Here is a 16704-nt window from a genome sequence, read left to right on the forward strand (position 1 = left end):
GGGGCGGTGCGGGGGCGATGAAAGTGGGGGAGAGCGGGTTGTGGGCGATGATCGAACGCAAGTTGCTCAGCCCCAGAAAACACAAAGCCCACCAGGAGGTGGGCTTTGTTGATGCAGGTGCTATCAGAACAACTTCAGCGCCGGTGCTTCTTCTTTCAACGGCTCGTTCTTCGCGGTCTGCTCGTTCCAACCGCCGCCGAGGGCCTTGTACAGGTTGACCTCGCTGGTCAGCTGCGCCAGGCGGTCGGTGATCAGCGATTGCTGGGCACTGAACAGTTGGCGCTGGGCATCGAGGAACGTCAGGTTGCTGTCGACACCAATGCGGTAGCGACGCTCGGCCAGGCGGTAGTAATCCTGGTTGGCCGCGACGAAGCCACGTTGGGCATCCAGTTGCTGCTTGTAGGTCTCACGCGCGGCGAGGCCGTCGGAGACTTCCTGGAAGCCGGTCTGAATGGCCTTCTCGTAGTTCGCCACGTTGATCTCTTTCTGGATCTTCGAGTAGTCCAGGCTGGCGCGCAGGCTGCCAGCGTTGAAGATCGGGATGTTGATCTGCGGGGCGAACGACCAGGTGCCCGAACCACCCTTGAACAAGCCGCCCAGGTTCGGGCTCGCGGTGCCGGCGCTGGCGGTCAGGGTGATGCTCGGGAAGAACGCAGCACGGGCTGCGCCGATGTTGGCGTTGGCGGCCTTGAGGTTGTACTCGGCCTGGACGATATCGGGACGACGTTGCAGCAGGTCGGACGGCAAGCCAGCCGGCACTTCGCTGAGCAGGTCATCCGACAGCGGCTTGCTGGCGATATTCGCCGGCAGGCCGGTGCCCAGCAGCAGGGTCAGGCTGTTTTCGTCCTGGGCCACCTGGCGGGTATAACGCGCCAGGGCGACCCGGGCGTTTTCCACCGAGGTGCGCGACTGGCTCAGGTCGAGGGCCGAGGCCACGCCGACTTCGTTGCTACGCGAGGTCAATCGGTAGCTTTCTTCGAAAGCACCCAAGGTGTCCTTGGTCAGCTTGAGCAGCTCCTTGTCGGCCTGCCAGGTCAGGTAGGCATTGGCCACACTGGCCACCAGGCTGATCTGGGTACTGCGCCGTGCTTCTTCAGTGGCGAAGTACTTTTGCAGGGCTTCTTCACTCAGGCTGCGTACGCGACCGAACAGGTCCAGCTCATAGGAACTGATCCCGAGACCGGCCGAGTATTGGCTGCTGATGGTCGATTCGCCGGTCTGCGACAGGCGGGCCGGGGTACGCGAACGGCTGCCGCTGCCCGTGGCCGACACGGCCGGGAACAGGTCGGCGCGCTGGATCTGGTACTGCGCGGCGTAGGCGTCGATGTTCAGGGCCGCGACACGCAGGTCACGGTTGTTCACCAGCGCGGTCTGGATCAGCTGTTGCAGGGCAGGGTCATGGAAAAACTGCTTCCAGCCCTGCTCGGCAGCGGCCTGGCTCGGCGCCTGGGCCGACGAATACGCCGGCCCCTGCGGGAACTGTGCGGCCACCGGCGCTTCGGGGCGCTGATAGTCAGGTATCAGCGAGCAGCCACTGAGCACGAATGCCGTGACCGCTAGGGAAAGTAGCGACTTGCTCATTGGCCAGCCTCTTTAGGGGTTTCAGTTGTGTCAGTCTTTTTACGTTCGCCAGCGGCGGATACGGTTGCGAAGAACAACGGCACCCAGAAGATCGCCAGCACAGTGGCCGTGATCATACCGCCAATTACACCGGTACCGATGGCGTGCTGGCTACCTGAGCCTGCGCCCGAGGAGATCGCCAGCGGCAGTACGCCGAGGATGAACGCCATGGAGGTCATGATGATCGGGCGCAGACGCATGCGAGATGCCTCGATGGCCGCCTCGACGATGCCTTTGCCCTGCTCGTGAAGCTCTTTGGCGAACTCCACGATCAGGATGGCGTTCTTCGCCGCCAGACCCACCGTCACCAACAAGCCCACCTGGAAGAACACGTCGTTGGACAGCCCGCGCATGCTGGTGGCGATCAACGCACCCACCACGCCCAGCGGCACCACAAGTACTACCGCAATCGGGATCGACCAGCTTTCGTACAGGGCTGCGAGGCACAGGAACACCACCAACAGCGACAGGGCGTACAGCGCAGGCGCCTGGGAGCCGGACAGACGTTCTTCGTACGACAGGCCCGTCCAGGCATAGCCCACGCCGGCCGGCAATTGCTTGGCGATACGCTCGACTTCGGCCATCGCATCACCGGTACTGTAGCCCGGTGCCGGAGTACCGAGGATTTCCATCGCCGCTACACCGTTGTACCGCGAGAGCTTCGGCGAACCGTAGATCCACTTGCCCGAGGAAATGGCCGACATCGGCACCATCTTCCCGGAATCGCTGCGCACGTACCATTTGTCCAGGTCTTCCGGGGACATCCGGCCAGCCGCTTCGCCTTGCACGTACACCTTCTTCACTCGACCACGGTCGATGAAGTCGTTGACGTAGCTGCCACCCAGGGCAATCGCCAGGGTCTGGTTGATGCTCGACAAGGTGATGCCCTGGGCGCTGGCCTTCTCATCATCGACGGTGAGCTCGTACTGCGGCTCATCGTTCACGCCGTTAGGACGCACACCCGCCAGGATCTTGCTTTGTGCGGCGGCACCGAGGAACTGGTTGCGCGCTTCCATCAGTTTTTCGTGGCCGACACCGCCCTGATCTTGCAGGAACACGTCGAAACCGGTGGCGTTACCCAACTCCAGCACCGAAGGCGGCACGATGGCAAATACCATGGCGTCCTTGAAGGCGCCGAAGAAGTAACCCTGGGCACGCTTGGCCACTTCGAATACCGACATGGACGAATCGCGTTCATCCCATGGCTTGAGCATCACGAACGCCAGGCCCGAACTCTGGCCACGACCGGCGAAGTTGAAGCCGTTGACGGTAAACACCGATTTCACGGCCTTGCCTTCGCCCGGCTCGCCTTCCTTGTCGTTGAGCAGGAAGGCACGCATGTCGTCGATGACTTTTTGCGTACGCTCAGCCGAAGAACCGACCGGGGTCTGCACCTGGGCAAAGATCACGCCTTGGTCTTCTTCCGGCAGGAACGCGCTCGGGATGCGGGTGAACAGCCAGATCATGCCGACGAAGATGATCAGGTACACGAAGAATGCCGGAAACTTGTGCTTGATCATGTTGCCCACGCCGCGCTCGTAGCTCAGTACGCCACGGTCGAAGGTGCGGTTGAACCAGCCGAAGAAACCACGCTTGGGTTGGCCGTGTTTCTCAGGGTCGATCGGCTTGAGCATGGTGGCGCACAAGGCCGGGGTGAAGATCAGGGCAACCAGTACCGACAACGCCATGGCCGAAACGATGGTGATGGAGAACTGTTTGTAGATCACACCGGTAGAACCACCGAAGAACGCCATCGGCAACAGTACCGCCGACAGTACCAGGGCAATACCCACCAGGGCGCCCTGGATCTGGCCCATGGATTTCACCGTCGCTTCTTTAGGCGATAGGTGTTCCTCGGCCATTACCCGCTCGACGTTTTCTACCACCACGATGGCATCGTCCACCAGCAAGCCGATGGCCAGGATCATGCCGAACATGGTCAGGGTGTTGATGGTGAAGCCGAACGCGGCCAGGATCCCGAAGGTACCCAGCAATACCACCGGCACCGTCATGGTGGTGATGATGGTGGCGCGGAAGTTCTGCAGGAACAGGAACATCACCAGGAACACCAGCACGATCGCTTCGACCAGGGTGTGCACCACACCGGAGATCGATTCGGTCACCACCGGCGTGGTGTCATACGGCACCACTGCCTTCATGCCAGGCGGGAAGAACGGTTCCAGCGACGCCACGGTGGCGCGGATGGCCTTGGCGGTGTCCAGGGCGTTGGCGCCCGATGCGAGCTTGATCGCCATACCGGAAGCTGGCTTGCCGTTGAACTGCGCACTGATGCTGTAGTTCTGGCCGCCCAGTTCGATACGTGCGATGTCACGCAGGCGAACCTGCGAGCCGTCGGCGTTCACCTTCATCAGGATCTTGCCGAACTGCTCGGCAGTCTGCAGACGGGTCTTGCCGATGATGGTCGCGTTCAGCTGGGTGCCGGGCAGGGCAGGCAGGCCGCCCAATTGGCCGGTGGCCACCTGGACGTTCTGGGCCGCGATGGCGGTGCTGACGTCGACCGGGGTCAACTGGTAGTTGTTCAGCTTGGCCGGGTCGAGCCAGATCCGCATGGCGTACTGCGAACCGAACACCTGGAAGTCACCCACACCCGCGGTACGCGAGATCGGGTCCTGGATGTTGGACACGATGTAGTTGGACAGGTCGTCCTTGGTCATGCTGCCGTCTTCCGACACCAGACCGATCACCATCAGGAAGTTCTTCACCGACTTGGTCACGCGGATACCCTGTTGCTGCACTTCTTGCGGCAGCAATGGGGTCGCCAGGTTCAGCTTGTTCTGCACCTGGACCTGGGCGATATCCGGGTTGGTACCCTGGTTGAACGTCGCGGTGATGGTCATGCTGCCGTCGGAGTTACTGTCCGAGGCGACATAACGCAGGTTGTCGATACCGTTGAGCTGTTGCTCGATGACCTGCACCACGGTGTCCTGCACGGTTTGTGCGGACGCGCCTGGGTAGGTCACCTGGATGTCGATGGCGGTAGGCGCAATGGCCGGGTATTGGTTAATGGGCAACTTCAGGATCGACAGTGCCCCGACCAGCATGATCACCAGGGCAATTACCCAGGCGAAAATGGGACGGTCGATAAAAAATTTCGACATGGGTTACTCCCCCTGGCCAGCAGCGGCAGCAGGAGCTGGAGCAGAACCGGCAGGCTTGGCGTTGTCGGCGTCCTTGACCTTGACTTCGATGCCCGGCTTGATGAATTGCAGGCCTTCGGTGATCACACGGTCACCGGCGTTCAGGCCTTTTTCCACCAGCCAGTAGGCGCCGGCAGTACGGTTGGCCACCAGTTGACGCTGTTCTACCTTGTTGTCCTTGTTCACCACCATGGCAGTCGGGATACCTTTGATATCGCGGGTCACGCCTTGTTGTGGTGCCAGGATGGCTTTGCTGTTCACGCCAGCTTGTAACTGGGCGTGTACGAACATGCCCGGCAGCAGGGTGTGGTCAGGGTTGGGGAACACGGCGCGCAGGGTCACGGAACCGGTGGTCTGGTCAACCGACACTTCGGAGAATTCCAGTTTGCCGTCCTGGCCATAGGCGCTACCGTCTTCCAGGGTCAGCTTGACCTTGGCGGCGTTGGCGCCGGCTTTTTCCAGCTGGCCGCTTTCCAGGTCGCGGCGCAGTTTCAGCATTTCAGCCGAAGACTGCGTGACGTCGACGTAGATCGGGTCCAGTTGCTGGATCACGGCCATGGCATCGGTCTGGCCATTGCTGACCAGCGCGCCTTCGGTCACCGAAGAACGGCCGATACGCCCGGAAATCGGTGCGAATACTTTGGTGTAGCGCACGTTGATCTGGGCCGTTTGAACGTTTGCTTCCGCAGTCATGCGGTTGGCGACGGCGGTGTCGTATTCCTGGCGGCTGACGGCTTGTTCATCGACCAACTGCTTGTAGCGGTCGGAGATGGACTTGGTCTGGGTCAGGCTGGCTTGTGCGCTTTTCAGGGTGGCGTCATACACCGACGGGTCGATCTGGTAGAGCTGTTGCCCTTCCTTCACGTCGCCGCCTTCCTTGAACAGGCGCTTGAGAATGATGCCGTTGACCTGTGGGCGAACTTCCGCGATGCGGTAGGCGGTGGTGCGGCCTGGCAGCTCGGACGTCAGGGTATAGGCTTGCGGTTGAATGGTGACCACGCCGACCTGAGGGGTTTGAGCGGGCGGAGCCGCTTCTTCCTTTTTACATCCGCTGAGCAGCGATGCCAGGGCGACGGCAGTGACCAGAGCGGTAACAGCTGGCTTAAGTTGCATGAAGATCCTCGGGTCAGGCGCGCAGGGTGCGCACAAGAAGTGTGGAAGGGTAAAAAACAAACACTGAGTAGATAAGTAGCTTGCTACGCAATATACTTACGTTCATGGTTGTTTGTAAACTCTTGACAGGCTTCGCGGAATGTTGACAAAGCAACGCCCAAAGCCTCGATTTCATTACGTTCGCCACCCATGACGGTGTCGTCCCACAAATATTCGGATGATCGTTACCGGCGGTTAATTCTGCGTTAACGATAGTCTCAAGTGCCCTGATTGAGGTTGTACTGCCATGGTTCGTCGCACCAAAGAGGAAGCTCAGGAAACGCGCAGCCAGATTCTTCAAGCCGCCGAGCAAGCCTTCTATGAGCGCGGCGTCGCGCGGACCACGCTCGCGGACATCGCCGCGCTGGCCGGTGTGACGCGGGGTGCCATCTATTGGCATTTCAGTAATAAATCCGATTTGCTGCAGGCGCTGCTCGACACGCTGCATGAGCCGCTGGACGAGTTGGCCAGGGCGAGTGAAAGCGAGGATGAACTCGACCCGCTGGGCTGTATGCGCAAGCTGTTGATTCATTTGTTTCATCAAGTGGCCCTGGACCCGAAAACCCGGCGCATCAACGAGATCTTGTTCCATAAGTGCGAATTCACCGATGAAATGTGCGACATGCGTCGCCAGCGTCAGACCCACAGCCTGGAATGCAACCTGCGCATCGGCCTGACCTTGCGTAACGCGGTCCATCGCGGGCAACTGCCGGAAAACCTCGATACCACCCGTGGCGCGGTGTGCATCCACGCCTACATCAACGGGCTGATCGGCCAGTGGCTGCTGGTTCCCGACAGCTTCCAACTGCATCAGGACGCCGAGCGCTGGGTGGATGCCGGGTTGGACATGCTGCGCTGGAGCCCCAGCCTGCGCAATTAAGACAAAATGCGTAATTGCATCAGGTTGTGTCAACAGTAAAGCCCAAGGACAGTCAATCGTCCTTCCGCCTGATCGGTGGGGTGACTTTATATACGGGCTGGCGGGCAGTTGATAGGTAGCCGCCTAAGTATTTTGTAGCGATTTTGTTGCAGGCCTGTGAAGGAATGTTTCCCTGCCTCCACGAAAAAGCCCCGGTTCCTGCGAACCGGGGCTTTTTCGTTTCAGCTTATTACGTCAGATCGCCAGCGTTGGGTAGTCGATGTAACCCACCGGGCCCTTGCTGTAGAAAGTATCTGGGCGTGCTTCGTTCAACGGTGCGTCGGCTTTCAAGCGAGCCGGCAGGTCAGGGTTGGCAATGAACGGCACACCCCAGGCCACGGCATCGGCTTTGCCTTCGGCCACCCAGGCGTTGGCGCTGTCCTTGGTGAAGCGTTCGTTGGCGATGTACACGCCGCCGAAGGCTTTCTTGAGCTGTGGGCCGAGGCTGTCGCCGGCTTCTTTCTCACGGGAGCAGATGAAGGCGATACCACGCTTGCCCAGTTCGCTGGCGACGTAGGTGAAGGTTTCCGCCAGGTTGTCGTCGCCCATGTCGTGAGAGTCGGCGCGTGGTGCCAGGTGCACACCCACACGGCCAGCGCCCCAGACTTCGATGGCTGCGTCAGTTACTTCCAGCAGCAGGCGTGCACGGTTTTCCAGGGAGCCGCCGTACTGGTCAGTGCGTTTATTGGTGCTGCTCTGCAGGAACTGGTCAAGCAGGTAACCGTTGGCGCCGTGGATTTCCACGCCGTCGAAACCGGCGGCCTTGGCGTTCTCGGCACCGGTGCGGTAGGCGTCGACGATATCGGCGATTTCAGCGGTTTCCAGGGCGCGTGGCGTCGGGTAGTCGGCCAGTGGGCGCACCAGGCTCACGTGGCCTTTAGGCTGGATGGCGCTCGGGGCCACCGGGCTTTCGCCGTTGAGGTACGACTCATGGGAAATACGCCCCACGTGCCACAGTTGCAGGAAGATCTTGCCGCCTGCGCCATGGATGGCCTTGGTGACATTGGCCCAGCCGCGCACCTGGTCGTTGGACCAGATACCCGGCGTGTCCGGGTAGCCCACGCCCAGCGGCGTCACGGACGTGGCTTCGCTGAGGATCAGCCCGGCGGAGGCGCGTTGTACGTAGTACTCGGCCATCAGCGCGTTGGGCACGCGACCGGCGTCGGCACGGCAGCGGGTCAGCGGCGCCATGATGATGCGGTTCGACAGTTCCAGGTCGCCCAGTTTGATTGGATCGAAAATAGTCGTCATGGGGAAAGCACCTTTGTCTTTGAAGGGGATCAGTTAGTCGCAGGGGCCAGGTCGGCATCGCCGGTCTGACGGAAAGTAATCAGGGTCACCAACAGCGCGAGGATCGCCAGGGCCGCTGCGGCCAAGGGCACGCTGGTCAGGCCGAAACCGTGGGCAATCACACTGCCTCCGACCCAGGCGCCGAGGGCGTTGCCGATGTTGAAAGCACCGATGTTCAGGGTGGACACCAGGTTCGGCGCGGCCTTGCCGAAGGTCACCACGTTGATCTGCAACGCAGGCACGGCGGCGAACGATGCGGTGGCCCACAGGAACAGGGTGATTTCGGTCGGGATCACGGCGACGCTGGTCCAGGTCAGTGCGGTGGAGACCACCGCCATGCTGATGAACACGCCGATCAGGGTGGCCGCCAGGCGCTTGTCGGCCAGCTTGCCGCCAATGATGTTGCCCACGGTGAGGCCCAGGCCGATCAACAATAGGGTCCAGGTCACGCCTTTGGGCGACACGCCGGTGACATCGCCCAGCAACGGTGCGACGTAGGTGAAGAGGGTGAACATGGATGCGGCAAACAGCGCGGTCATGCTCAACGACAGCCAGATGCCAGCACCCTTGAGGGCGGCCAGTTCGGCGCGCATGTCGAGTTTCTCTTCATCGCGCTTGGCCGGCAGGAAGCGGATCAGGCCGATCAACGCCACCACCCCAATCACCGTCACCGCCCAAAAGGTCGAGCGCCAGCCGGCTTCCTGGCCGAGAGCCGTGCCCAACGGCACGCCCAACACGTTGGCCAGAGTCAGGCCGGTGAACATCAAGGCCACGGCCGAAGCCCGCTTGTTGGCCGGCACCAGGTTGGCGGCTACGACTGAACCAATCCCAAAGAATGCACCGTGGCACAGCGCGGTGACGACACGGGCAAACATCAGCACGTTGTAGTCACTGGCCAGGGCGCAGAGCAGGTTGCCGATAATGAAGATACCCATCAACGCTACCAGCGCCGCCTTGCGTGGCAGCTTGGCGGTGGCCAGTGCCATAAAGGGCGCGCCGATGGCCACGCCCAGGGCGTAGCCGGTTACCAGCCAGCCGGCGCCGGGAATCGATACACCCAAGTCCGCCGCCACATCGGGCAACAAGCCCATGATGACGAACTCGGTGGTGCCGATGGCGAAGGCGCTGAGGGCCAGTATGAGTAGCGAGAGGGGCATTAGGGTTTCCTTGTTACAGCGCGGCGCTGTCGTGCGCGCTGAGTTCGGTGGTGAGCGCGGCGAGGAAGGCCTGGATGGTGTCCTCGTTGCGTTTGAAAAAGTGCCACTGGCCGGCTTTCTGGCTGCTGATCAACCCGGCGCGTTGCAGGGTGGCCAGGTGGGCCGACACGGTCGACTGGGACAAGCCGCAGCGCTGGTCGATCTGCCCGGCGCAGATGCCGTATTCGTGGTTGTGCAGTTGTTCGGGGAATTGCACTTTCGGGTCTTTCAGCCAGGTGAGGATGTCTCGTCGTACTGGGTGTGCCAGGGCTTTTATTATTTCGTCGAGGTCGATGGACATGGCAGGTGCTCGGTGTCTTGCAGCGTTATATCGCGATGAGGCGAACTTTATATCGGTCTATCCCGATAGACCAATATGATTTTGGTCTGAGCCTAGGCTCATTCGGTATATCGGGTTATAACGATACGTTGAGCGCAGTGGTAGACTGCACGCCATGAATTATCTCGCACATCTGCACCTGGGCGGCCAACTTCCTGCGCAACTGCTGGGGAGCCTCTATGGCGACTTCGTCAAAGGCCGCCTGCAGGGCCAGTTCAGCCCGCAAATCGAATCGGCGATCCAGCTGCATCGTTCCATCGACCGCTTCACCGACAGCCACCCGCTGGTGGGGGAGGCGTTGTCACGCTTCAGCCTGACCCGCAGGCGCTATGCCGGGATCGTCCTCGATGTGTTTTTCGACCACTGCCTGGCGCGGGACTGGACCTTGTATGCCGACCAGCCCCTGGAGCGTTTCACGTCGCAGGTGTACCGCGTGCTGGCGGCCGAGCCGCAATTGCCGGGGCGGCTGGCGCAGATTGCGCCGTACATGGCGGCGGATGATTGGTTGGGCTCGTACCGCGAGTTTGCGGTGATGGAGCAGGTGTTGCGCGGGATCTCCCGGCGCCTGACACAGCCCGAGGAACTGGGCCATGCCATGCAGGAGTTGCGGACGTTGTACGAGCCTTTGAGTGAAGATTTCCGGCGGTTCTACCCCCAATTGCAGGCATTCGCCGCCGAACATCGTTAAGCGGCGACCAACTCTCCAGCGCGACGCGGCTCGGCCGGCTGCACCACTTCACCAAACAACGCCTTCTGCACCGCCTGCTGCGCCTGATACGCCAGTGCCGCACGTTCCTGCCCGGCGCAGGCTATCGGCTTGAGCACATGGATTTCCACATCGCCCTGGTCGTTCGCAAACAAACGCATCAGGTGCGACAGCAAATCATCATCGCCAATAAAAGGGGCCAGCGGGTCGACTTGGCCGTCACGCAGGTAACGGATCGCCACCGGTTGCAGCGACACATCCGCATCGATCGCACTGGCCAGCAAGCGCCCGTGAAAGGTGCGCAGGCTGCGCCCGTCGGTGGTGGTGCCTTCCGGGAACATCAGCAACGGATGCTCTTGCTCCAAGTGGCGCGTCATCTGCTTGCGGATCAATTGGCTGTCGCCCGAACCGCGACGGATAAACAAGCTGCCAGCCTTGGCCGCCAACCAGCCTGCCACCGGCCAGGTGCGCACTTCGGCCTTGGACAGGAATGACATCGGCGCCACGGCACCCAGCAGCGGAATATCGGTCCAGGACACATGATTGCTCACCCACAGCATCGGCTGCGTTGGCAATTCGCCGTGCACCGTCACGCGAAAGGGCAGGGCGTTGGTCAGCCGCGCCATGAAAAACCGTGACCAACGCTGGCGCCGCACCATCGAGTTTGCGATGCCCAAACGCTCGAACAGCCCAAACACACTGGCCATGCTCAAGCCCAACGCCACCACCACCAGCACGCGGGCAATGCGCCCGTAAACCCGCAGGCGGCTCATCACATTGCAGCCTTGAAGTGGCGGGCGTAACGCGGGCACAGCTCATCGCGCTTGAGCAGGATGAACACGTCGGCCACCTGGAAATCTTCATCCCAGCACGGCTCGCCGCAGATCTTCGCACCCAGGCGCATGTAAGCCTTGAGCAACGGCGGCATCTCTGCGATCACGTTGGACGGCAGGTCCAGCGCCGGCAGTGGTTTTTTCGGTTCGGCGCGCAGGTGCTCGTTGCACAGGTAGCGTTCGCGCAGACGCTGCATGATCGCGTGGGCCTGGATGCCGCCGTCGTGCATCGGGATGCTCGCGCAACCCATCAGGTAGCTGTAGCCGCCCTGGTTGAGCACTTCGGCCAACTCGCCCCACAACACGGCGATGGTGCCGCCGTTGCGGTAGGCCGGGTCGACGCAGGTGCGGCCGATTTCCAGGATCGGGCCCTGCAGGTGGAGCAAGCCATGCAGGCTGAATTCTTCTTCACTGTAGAACCGACCCAGGGTGCTGGCGGCCTGGTGGTCCAGCAGGCGGGTAGTGGCGACGAGTCGACCGCTGTTCAAGTCCCGCACGCCGATGTGGCTGCAGTGAACATCATAGTCATCCATGTCCAGGCCCAGTTCCGCGCCTTTCAGCTTGGCGTTGAACTCGCCGCTGAACACGTTGAACCGCAGGGCCTGGGCTTCCTGCAACGCCTGCGCGCCAACCAGGCGTTCGGCTTGCAGACGGCGTTCATTGCCGGTGTCGCTGATGCGGGCGATCTGAGTCATGGCGAGTCTCCGAGTGCCGGCCACGATTTCGGCCGGTCGACTTTGTTGTCCAAACTCAGGCTATGGAGGCCCGGTGTCATCTCCATGAAGTTATGGTGACGCTTGGATGACAGCCCTCTGTGTCGCAAATCTGTCATCAGCCTCGGCTAGGCTCGCGGGCTTGAATGCCCCCCTTGAGTTTGCGTCCATGGTCAGAGGCCTGCTGTGTGTTGCCCTGCTGTTCGTCACCGTTGCCGCTCACGCTGAAACCTGGCCCGATAAAGACTGGGCCAAGGGCATACCGCTTTCTGGTCCCGCTGTTGATGCCCTGGAGGCCTACGCTTTCCCGGCGCGGGACGACACCACCCGCCAAGGCATCCGCACCGATGCGTTGTTGGTGATTCGTGACGGTGAAGTGATCTACGAACGCTACGCCGCGCCCACCACCGCCAGCACCCCACATCTCACCTGGTCCGTCAGCAAAAGCCTGATGGCAGCCGTGTTGGGCGTGGCCTATGGCGAAAACCGCTTCAAATTGACCGACCCCGCCGCGCGTTTTTACCCGCCGATGAAACAGCACCCAACCGTGACCATGGCCGACCTGCTGCACTGGGCCTCGGGCCTCGACTGGCAGGAGGACTACGAATACGCGCCGCTGAAATCCTCGGTGGTGGCGATGCTTTACACCCGTGGCCGCGGCGATATGGCCGACTTTGCTGCCGACACCGAGGCTGCCAATGCACCGGGCCAGGTGTTCCGTTATTCCAGCGGCGACACCAATATCCTGTCCGCCACCCTTAAAGGCATGCTCGGGCACAAGGCTTATATGAGTTACCCGTGGGACGCACTGTTCAAGCCCTTGGGCATTCGTAATGCCACCTGGGAAACCGACGCCGATGAAACCTTCGTCGCGTCCTCTTATGCCTACCTCACGGCTCGTGACCTGGCGCGTGTCGGTTTATTGATGGAGCGGGAAGGTCGCTGGGGCGATCAACAACTACTGCCCAAAGACTGGGTCGCTTTTAATCGCCAGCCCTTCGACAAATACAAAGCCGGTCAGGACGAAGCCGTCCCCGGTGGTCATTGGTGGCTCAATAAAGGTGCTCCAAGGCCCTGGCCCGACGCCCCCGCCGACACCTTCGCCGCCCTCGGTCACTGGGGCCAGGCGCTGTACGTGATGCCTGACGAACACCTGGTCATCGTGCGCTACGGCGATGACCGCGACGGCAGCTACCGGCATAACGAACTGCTCAAACGCGTCCTCGCGGCGGTGCAACCATGATCCGCCGTCGGCCGTTTACCAGTGTGTTTCTGCTGTTATTGCTCGCCTTGCTGGGCTGGCTCTGGCACGAACGCGTCAACCTGCAAGCCTTCCCCGACATCATCGCGGCCTACACCGCCAAGGAGTACTGCTCGTGCCGCTATGTGGCCAACAACCCGGCGGAGTATTGCCGGGGGTACGTGAAGCAGTACGTGCCGACGAGTGCGTTCGGGGATAATCCGGAGCGCAGTGAGGTGACGGCGAGTGGGTTGGGGAGGACGCATGTGGCACGGTGGTTGGGGGAGCGGCAGGGGTGTCGGTTGGTGCCGTGAGGTTTCTGTTGGCACTTTCACGTGATTGATCCTAATAAATGGGCCTCTGATGAGGCCCCTCCCGGACTATCTGAACTTTATCAGTACGGCTGCAACGAGCGCCCAAGTTAACGCAATGAACGCCAACGCCATATTGAAGAACAGACGGCGTTTCAGCTGAGGCGGAAAACTCTCAAAATCCATAGGGTTTAAATCTCCAATTTGGATGTGTGCCTTCGGCCATGTCACCATCCCGGTGATTTTTGCGATCTCCAATAAGGACCAAATCAAGCCTCGTTTACCCAGACTCGGCCCCCAGAGATAGATATAACGGCTGTTCTTTAGCGCCTCCTTTATTTCCTCCAAGTGGCGGCGGCTCAAGTACAGACTGTACGCAAGGCCAATAGCTGATAGTAGGCCTGGGGCCCCCGTAACAATGATCGCAATCCAAGGGGCCCAAGTGTCGATACTGGTCATGGTTGATTAATCTCATAAAACTTCTCACCCATATACTCACCGCTCCTCTCACCAATAGTAGTACCGACCCACGCGCCAGCCCCGATTATAGCCGCTACACATACAACACCCCCTATACCTGTAGAAGCACCAAGCGCCAGGCAGACAGGGCCGCTGGCATACTTGCCTATCTCTCCACCTATATAGCCAGCAGCCGTGGAACCTGCGAATTTTCCGCCTTCGGTAAACTTAACTTTCTCGCAAGCGGCCGTAGAGTCACCGTTGCACACCTGCTGAATAGCAAGCAACGAGGACACACCTCCGAGGCCAATACTGATATATCCCCCAGCCTTTATGTACTTAGCTGCCCGACTGATCGCCTCCACATGCGCGGAGTACCCCGGAATCTACCCAGGCGCCCGGGCCTTGTCCCAATGATGTATCAGGCTGTTACTTGAAATGCTGGGGGACGTTTTCAACTTGGAGTGATCCTTCATCAAGCTAACTTAAGCTTCAGCAGTACGAAAACGGTCGTTAGCCAAACGCCGGTAGCAATTATCATCACAAAGTCGAGTTTTAGTAGGCGTTTGAGGTGGGGAGGGAAGTTTTTATGATCGACAGTGTCCAGGTCGCCGATGCGGATATGCGTCTGCGGCATCATTATCATCCCTGTGATTTTTGTTATCTCCAACAGTGACCAAATCAAACCTCGTTTCCCCAGACTCGTCCCCCAAATATAAATATAACGGCTGTTCTTCAACGCCTCTTTCAAGGCCTCCAAGTGACGGCGACTTAGGTAGAGACTGTATGCAGTATTTACAAGTGCGAGCAGGCTCCAGCCACCAAGAGCAATGATCGCAACCCAAGGGGACCAGGTGTCGATACTGGTCATGATTGATTAATCTCATAAAACTTCTCATCCATACACTCACCGCTCCTCTTACCTGAGCTTCAGCAGAGTGGCCACAACTATCATCCAAATAAACGCGGTAGCCATCATCGTCAAATTAATGATCAAATGCCGTTTCAGATGAGGCGGAAATTTTTCAATGTCGGCAGAGTTTACCTCTCCAATAATGATGGACGCCCTTGGCCACACAACTATTCCAGCGATTTTTGATATTTCCAAGAAAGACCAGATCAAACCTCGCTTTCCTAAGCTTGGGCCCCAAAGATAAATGTAGCGACTGTTCTTCAGGGCTTCCTTTATCTCTTCAAGATGGCAGCGGCTAAGGTAAAAGTTGTGTGCAATGCCGGTAATTGCGAGTAGGCCGGGCACGCCTATAAAAATGATCGCAGCCCAAGGATCCCAAGTGTCGATATTGGTCAAGGCTGTACGGCCTCGTAGATTTTCTCACCGATATATTCGCCACCCATACCACCGACGGTCGTACCTACCCATGCGCTAGTTCCCACTATCGCCGCGACGCAAATAACGCCTCCTATACCTCCTGTGGATGCGCCGATTGCCAAGCACATCGAGCTCCCAACGGAACTCGCTAAACCGCCGCCTGCAATACCGAAAGCAGTAGATAGTCCGAATTTTCCTCCTTCAGTAAATTTTATCTTCTCGCAAGCCGCTTCTGAGTCGCTGCTGCACACTTGCTGAATAGCTAACAAAGATGACGCACCACCTACACCAACAGCCAGATACCCCCCCGCCTTCATATATTTGGTCGCCCGACTCACCGCCTCCACATGCGCCGAATACCCCGGAATCTGCCCCGGCCCACCCGCCTTGTCCCAGTGATGCACCAAACTGCGGCTGGAAATACCCAGTGCTGTTTTCAACTTGGGATGATCCCCCAAGGTTGTCTGGCCGCGCAGCCGAGTAGAGTTCAGCAGATGAGCGTCCAACTGAGCGAGCAGCCGCTGGCGATCAGCAAAAAACTGCGGTGATTTAAGGTGACCATGCTGGCGATACTGTTCTTGATGCAGTCGCTCAATGGCTTGCAGGGTATCGTGCAGGTTAGCCAGGTGCTTCTCCATCACCACCGCACTGACACCCAGCCAGGTCGAGGTATGGCCGATGAAGCTGGCAATTTCGGCACCGTGACGATGCAGGAAGTCAGCCTCTTGCGGCGTCAGTGAGTCGAGTGATGCGTAGACCTGTTGGGCGGCCTGCATCAGTTGTGCTTCCTGATAAGTACAGGAAGTGTTGTTCGGATCACTGAGCACAATCAGTGAACCCGCTTTAACGTTTACGGTACTAGGATTAAGCGCCCGAAACTTGCGCATTACAGCCGGATCAGGGGTTGGAAAGAGTGTTCTCTCCAGCGCTTCACGGCTCATGCTGGTGGGCACGATGTAGAAACCCGGTTCCTGACCCTGTACGCCGTTAAATGCTGTCGGGATGGGTGTACTTGGAGAGGTGTATGAGCTTGTAGAGGGCGCTGCCTGGCCGGTGTTCGTTGTTCGAGCCGACTCGGCTGTTCGGCTGGCCGTTCGCGCTCCAGCACTTCGGCTTTCGTAGGAGGCCCAGGTCACTGAAGGAACCAGTTCGGCTTTGCAGGGACAATCGCTGTAGCTGTCCAGCGTACCGGCCATAAGCCTGCCGTGGCTGTTCATATGCGAAATGCCACCGACGATTCGATAAGTTTCTCCGTTCTTTCCACAGGTCACTCGGTCACCTTCGCAGGCATGAAGGAGGCCATACATGTTGATTCTTTTATCGCCGTCCAGCACTTCGCCGCCGCAGGTGGTTTTGTCGCCCTGACCGATGAAATAACCCTTGTTCATTGTATTGTCCTTTGTTTTACCGTCCGTTTCATCTGTGTTGAAACAGCAG

The 16704-nt window shown here is 59.6% G+C and carries 16 protein-coding genes; 4 read left to right on the forward strand and 12 right to left on the reverse strand.

Annotated features, from left to right (window positions below; translation table 11 throughout):
• Positions 1-123: 123 nt before the first annotated feature.
• The 3 genes from adeC to AYR47_RS14125 are packed head-to-tail and all read right to left on the reverse strand — an operon-like array spanning position 124 to position 5891.
• The gene (gene adeC, locus AYR47_RS14115; RefSeq protein WP_033902719.1) at positions 124-1581 is read right to left on the reverse strand and encodes an AdeC/AdeK/OprM family multidrug efflux complex outer membrane factor; all 1458 of its coding nucleotides are present in this window, start codon (positions 1579-1581) and stop codon (positions 124-126) included.
• Positions 1578-4739: an efflux RND transporter permease subunit gene (locus AYR47_RS14120; RefSeq protein WP_038849800.1), complete on the reverse strand. Its 3162-nt coding sequence runs from the start codon at positions 4737-4739 to the stop codon at positions 1578-1580. Before AYR47_RS14120 ends, adeC begins: the two co-directional genes overlap by 4 nt.
• 3 nt (positions 4740-4742) lie before the next feature.
• Positions 4743-5891, reverse strand: a complete 1149-nt coding sequence (locus AYR47_RS14125) for an efflux RND transporter periplasmic adaptor subunit (RefSeq protein WP_033902717.1) — start codon at positions 5889-5891, stop codon at positions 4743-4745.
• 286 nt (positions 5892-6177) lie between these two features.
• Between AYR47_RS14125 and AYR47_RS14130 the strand changes: the two genes are divergently transcribed.
• Positions 6178-6810 carry a TetR family transcriptional regulator gene (locus AYR47_RS14130; RefSeq protein ID WP_033902716.1) on the forward strand — a complete coding sequence of 211 codons (633 nt, stop codon included), beginning with the start codon at positions 6178-6180 and terminating at the stop codon, positions 6808-6810.
• A gap of 234 nt (positions 6811-7044) precedes the next feature.
• Here the strand turns inward: AYR47_RS14130 and AYR47_RS14135 are convergent, their stop codons facing one another.
• From AYR47_RS14135 to AYR47_RS14145, 3 genes are read right to left on the reverse strand one after another with little or no spacing between them, the layout of a single operon-like run.
• Positions 7045-8100 (reverse strand): alkene reductase, encoded by a 1056-nt coding sequence (locus tag AYR47_RS14135; RefSeq protein ID WP_033902715.1) that lies wholly within the window; start codon positions 8098-8100, stop codon positions 7045-7047.
• Between the two features lie 29 nt (positions 8101-8129).
• Positions 8130-9296, reverse strand: a complete 1167-nt coding sequence (locus AYR47_RS14140; protein ID WP_016975100.1) for an MFS transporter — start codon at positions 9294-9296, stop codon at positions 8130-8132.
• Positions 9297-9309: 13 nt separating this feature from the next.
• Positions 9310-9636 (reverse strand): ArsR/SmtB family transcription factor, encoded by a 327-nt coding sequence (locus AYR47_RS14145; protein WP_016975101.1) that lies wholly within the window; start codon positions 9634-9636, stop codon positions 9310-9312.
• A 154-nt stretch (positions 9637-9790) separates the two neighbouring features.
• Here AYR47_RS14145 and AYR47_RS14150 point away from each other — a divergent pair, with 154 nt between their 5' ends.
• Positions 9791-10363 (forward strand): acyl carrier protein phosphodiesterase, encoded by a 573-nt coding sequence (locus tag AYR47_RS14150; RefSeq protein WP_033902713.1) that lies wholly within the window; start codon positions 9791-9793, stop codon positions 10361-10363.
• Here the strand turns inward: AYR47_RS14150 and AYR47_RS14155 are convergent.
• Complete coding sequence (locus AYR47_RS14155) at positions 10360-11154, reverse strand: lysophospholipid acyltransferase family protein (RefSeq protein WP_061435612.1); 795 nt, start codon at positions 11152-11154, stop codon at positions 10360-10362. The genes AYR47_RS14150 and AYR47_RS14155 overlap by 4 nt on opposite strands.
• Entirely contained in the window at positions 11154-11909 is a 756-nt protein-coding gene (gene olsB, locus AYR47_RS14160) for an L-ornithine N(alpha)-acyltransferase (RefSeq protein ID WP_003172415.1), read from the reverse strand. Before olsB ends, AYR47_RS14155 begins: the two co-directional genes overlap by 1 nt.
• 187 nt (positions 11910-12096) lie before the next feature.
• Between olsB and AYR47_RS14165 the strand changes: the two genes are divergently transcribed.
• Both AYR47_RS14165 and AYR47_RS14170 read left to right on the forward strand, forming a co-directional pair.
• Positions 12097-13170: a serine hydrolase domain-containing protein gene (locus AYR47_RS14165; RefSeq protein WP_061435614.1), complete on the forward strand. Its 1074-nt coding sequence runs from the start codon at positions 12097-12099 to the stop codon at positions 13168-13170.
• Complete coding sequence (locus tag AYR47_RS14170) at positions 13167-13481, forward strand: hypothetical protein (protein WP_061435616.1); 315 nt, start codon at positions 13167-13169, stop codon at positions 13479-13481. Before AYR47_RS14165 ends, AYR47_RS14170 begins: the two co-directional genes overlap by 4 nt.
• A gap of 66 nt (positions 13482-13547) precedes the next feature.
• Here AYR47_RS14170 and AYR47_RS14175 read toward each other — a convergent pair whose 3' ends face one another.
• The 4 genes from AYR47_RS14175 to AYR47_RS14190 all read right to left on the reverse strand — a co-directional run bounded on the left by AYR47_RS14175 (position 13548) and on the right by AYR47_RS14190 (position 16655).
• Positions 13548-13937: a hypothetical protein gene (locus AYR47_RS14175; RefSeq protein WP_061435617.1), complete on the reverse strand. Its 390-nt coding sequence runs from the start codon at positions 13935-13937 to the stop codon at positions 13548-13550.
• 475 nt (positions 13938-14412) lie between these two features.
• On the reverse strand, positions 14413-14808 hold the full coding sequence (locus tag AYR47_RS14180) for a hypothetical protein (RefSeq protein ID WP_061435619.1): 396 nt from the start codon (positions 14806-14808) through the stop codon (positions 14413-14415).
• 48 nt (positions 14809-14856) lie between these two features.
• Positions 14857-15246: a hypothetical protein gene (locus tag AYR47_RS14185; protein WP_061435620.1), complete on the reverse strand. Its 390-nt coding sequence runs from the start codon at positions 15244-15246 to the stop codon at positions 14857-14859.
• Positions 15243-16655: a PAAR domain-containing protein gene (locus tag AYR47_RS14190; RefSeq protein WP_061435622.1), complete on the reverse strand. Its 1413-nt coding sequence runs from the start codon at positions 16653-16655 to the stop codon at positions 15243-15245. Before AYR47_RS14190 ends, AYR47_RS14185 begins: the two co-directional genes overlap by 4 nt.
• Between the last annotated feature and the right edge of the window lie 49 nt (positions 16656-16704).

Origin of the sequence: Pseudomonas azotoformans, from assembly GCF_001579805.1 — a bacterium.
Taxonomy (GTDB): Bacteria; Pseudomonadota; Gammaproteobacteria; order Pseudomonadales; family Pseudomonadaceae; genus Aquipseudomonas; species Aquipseudomonas azotoformans_A.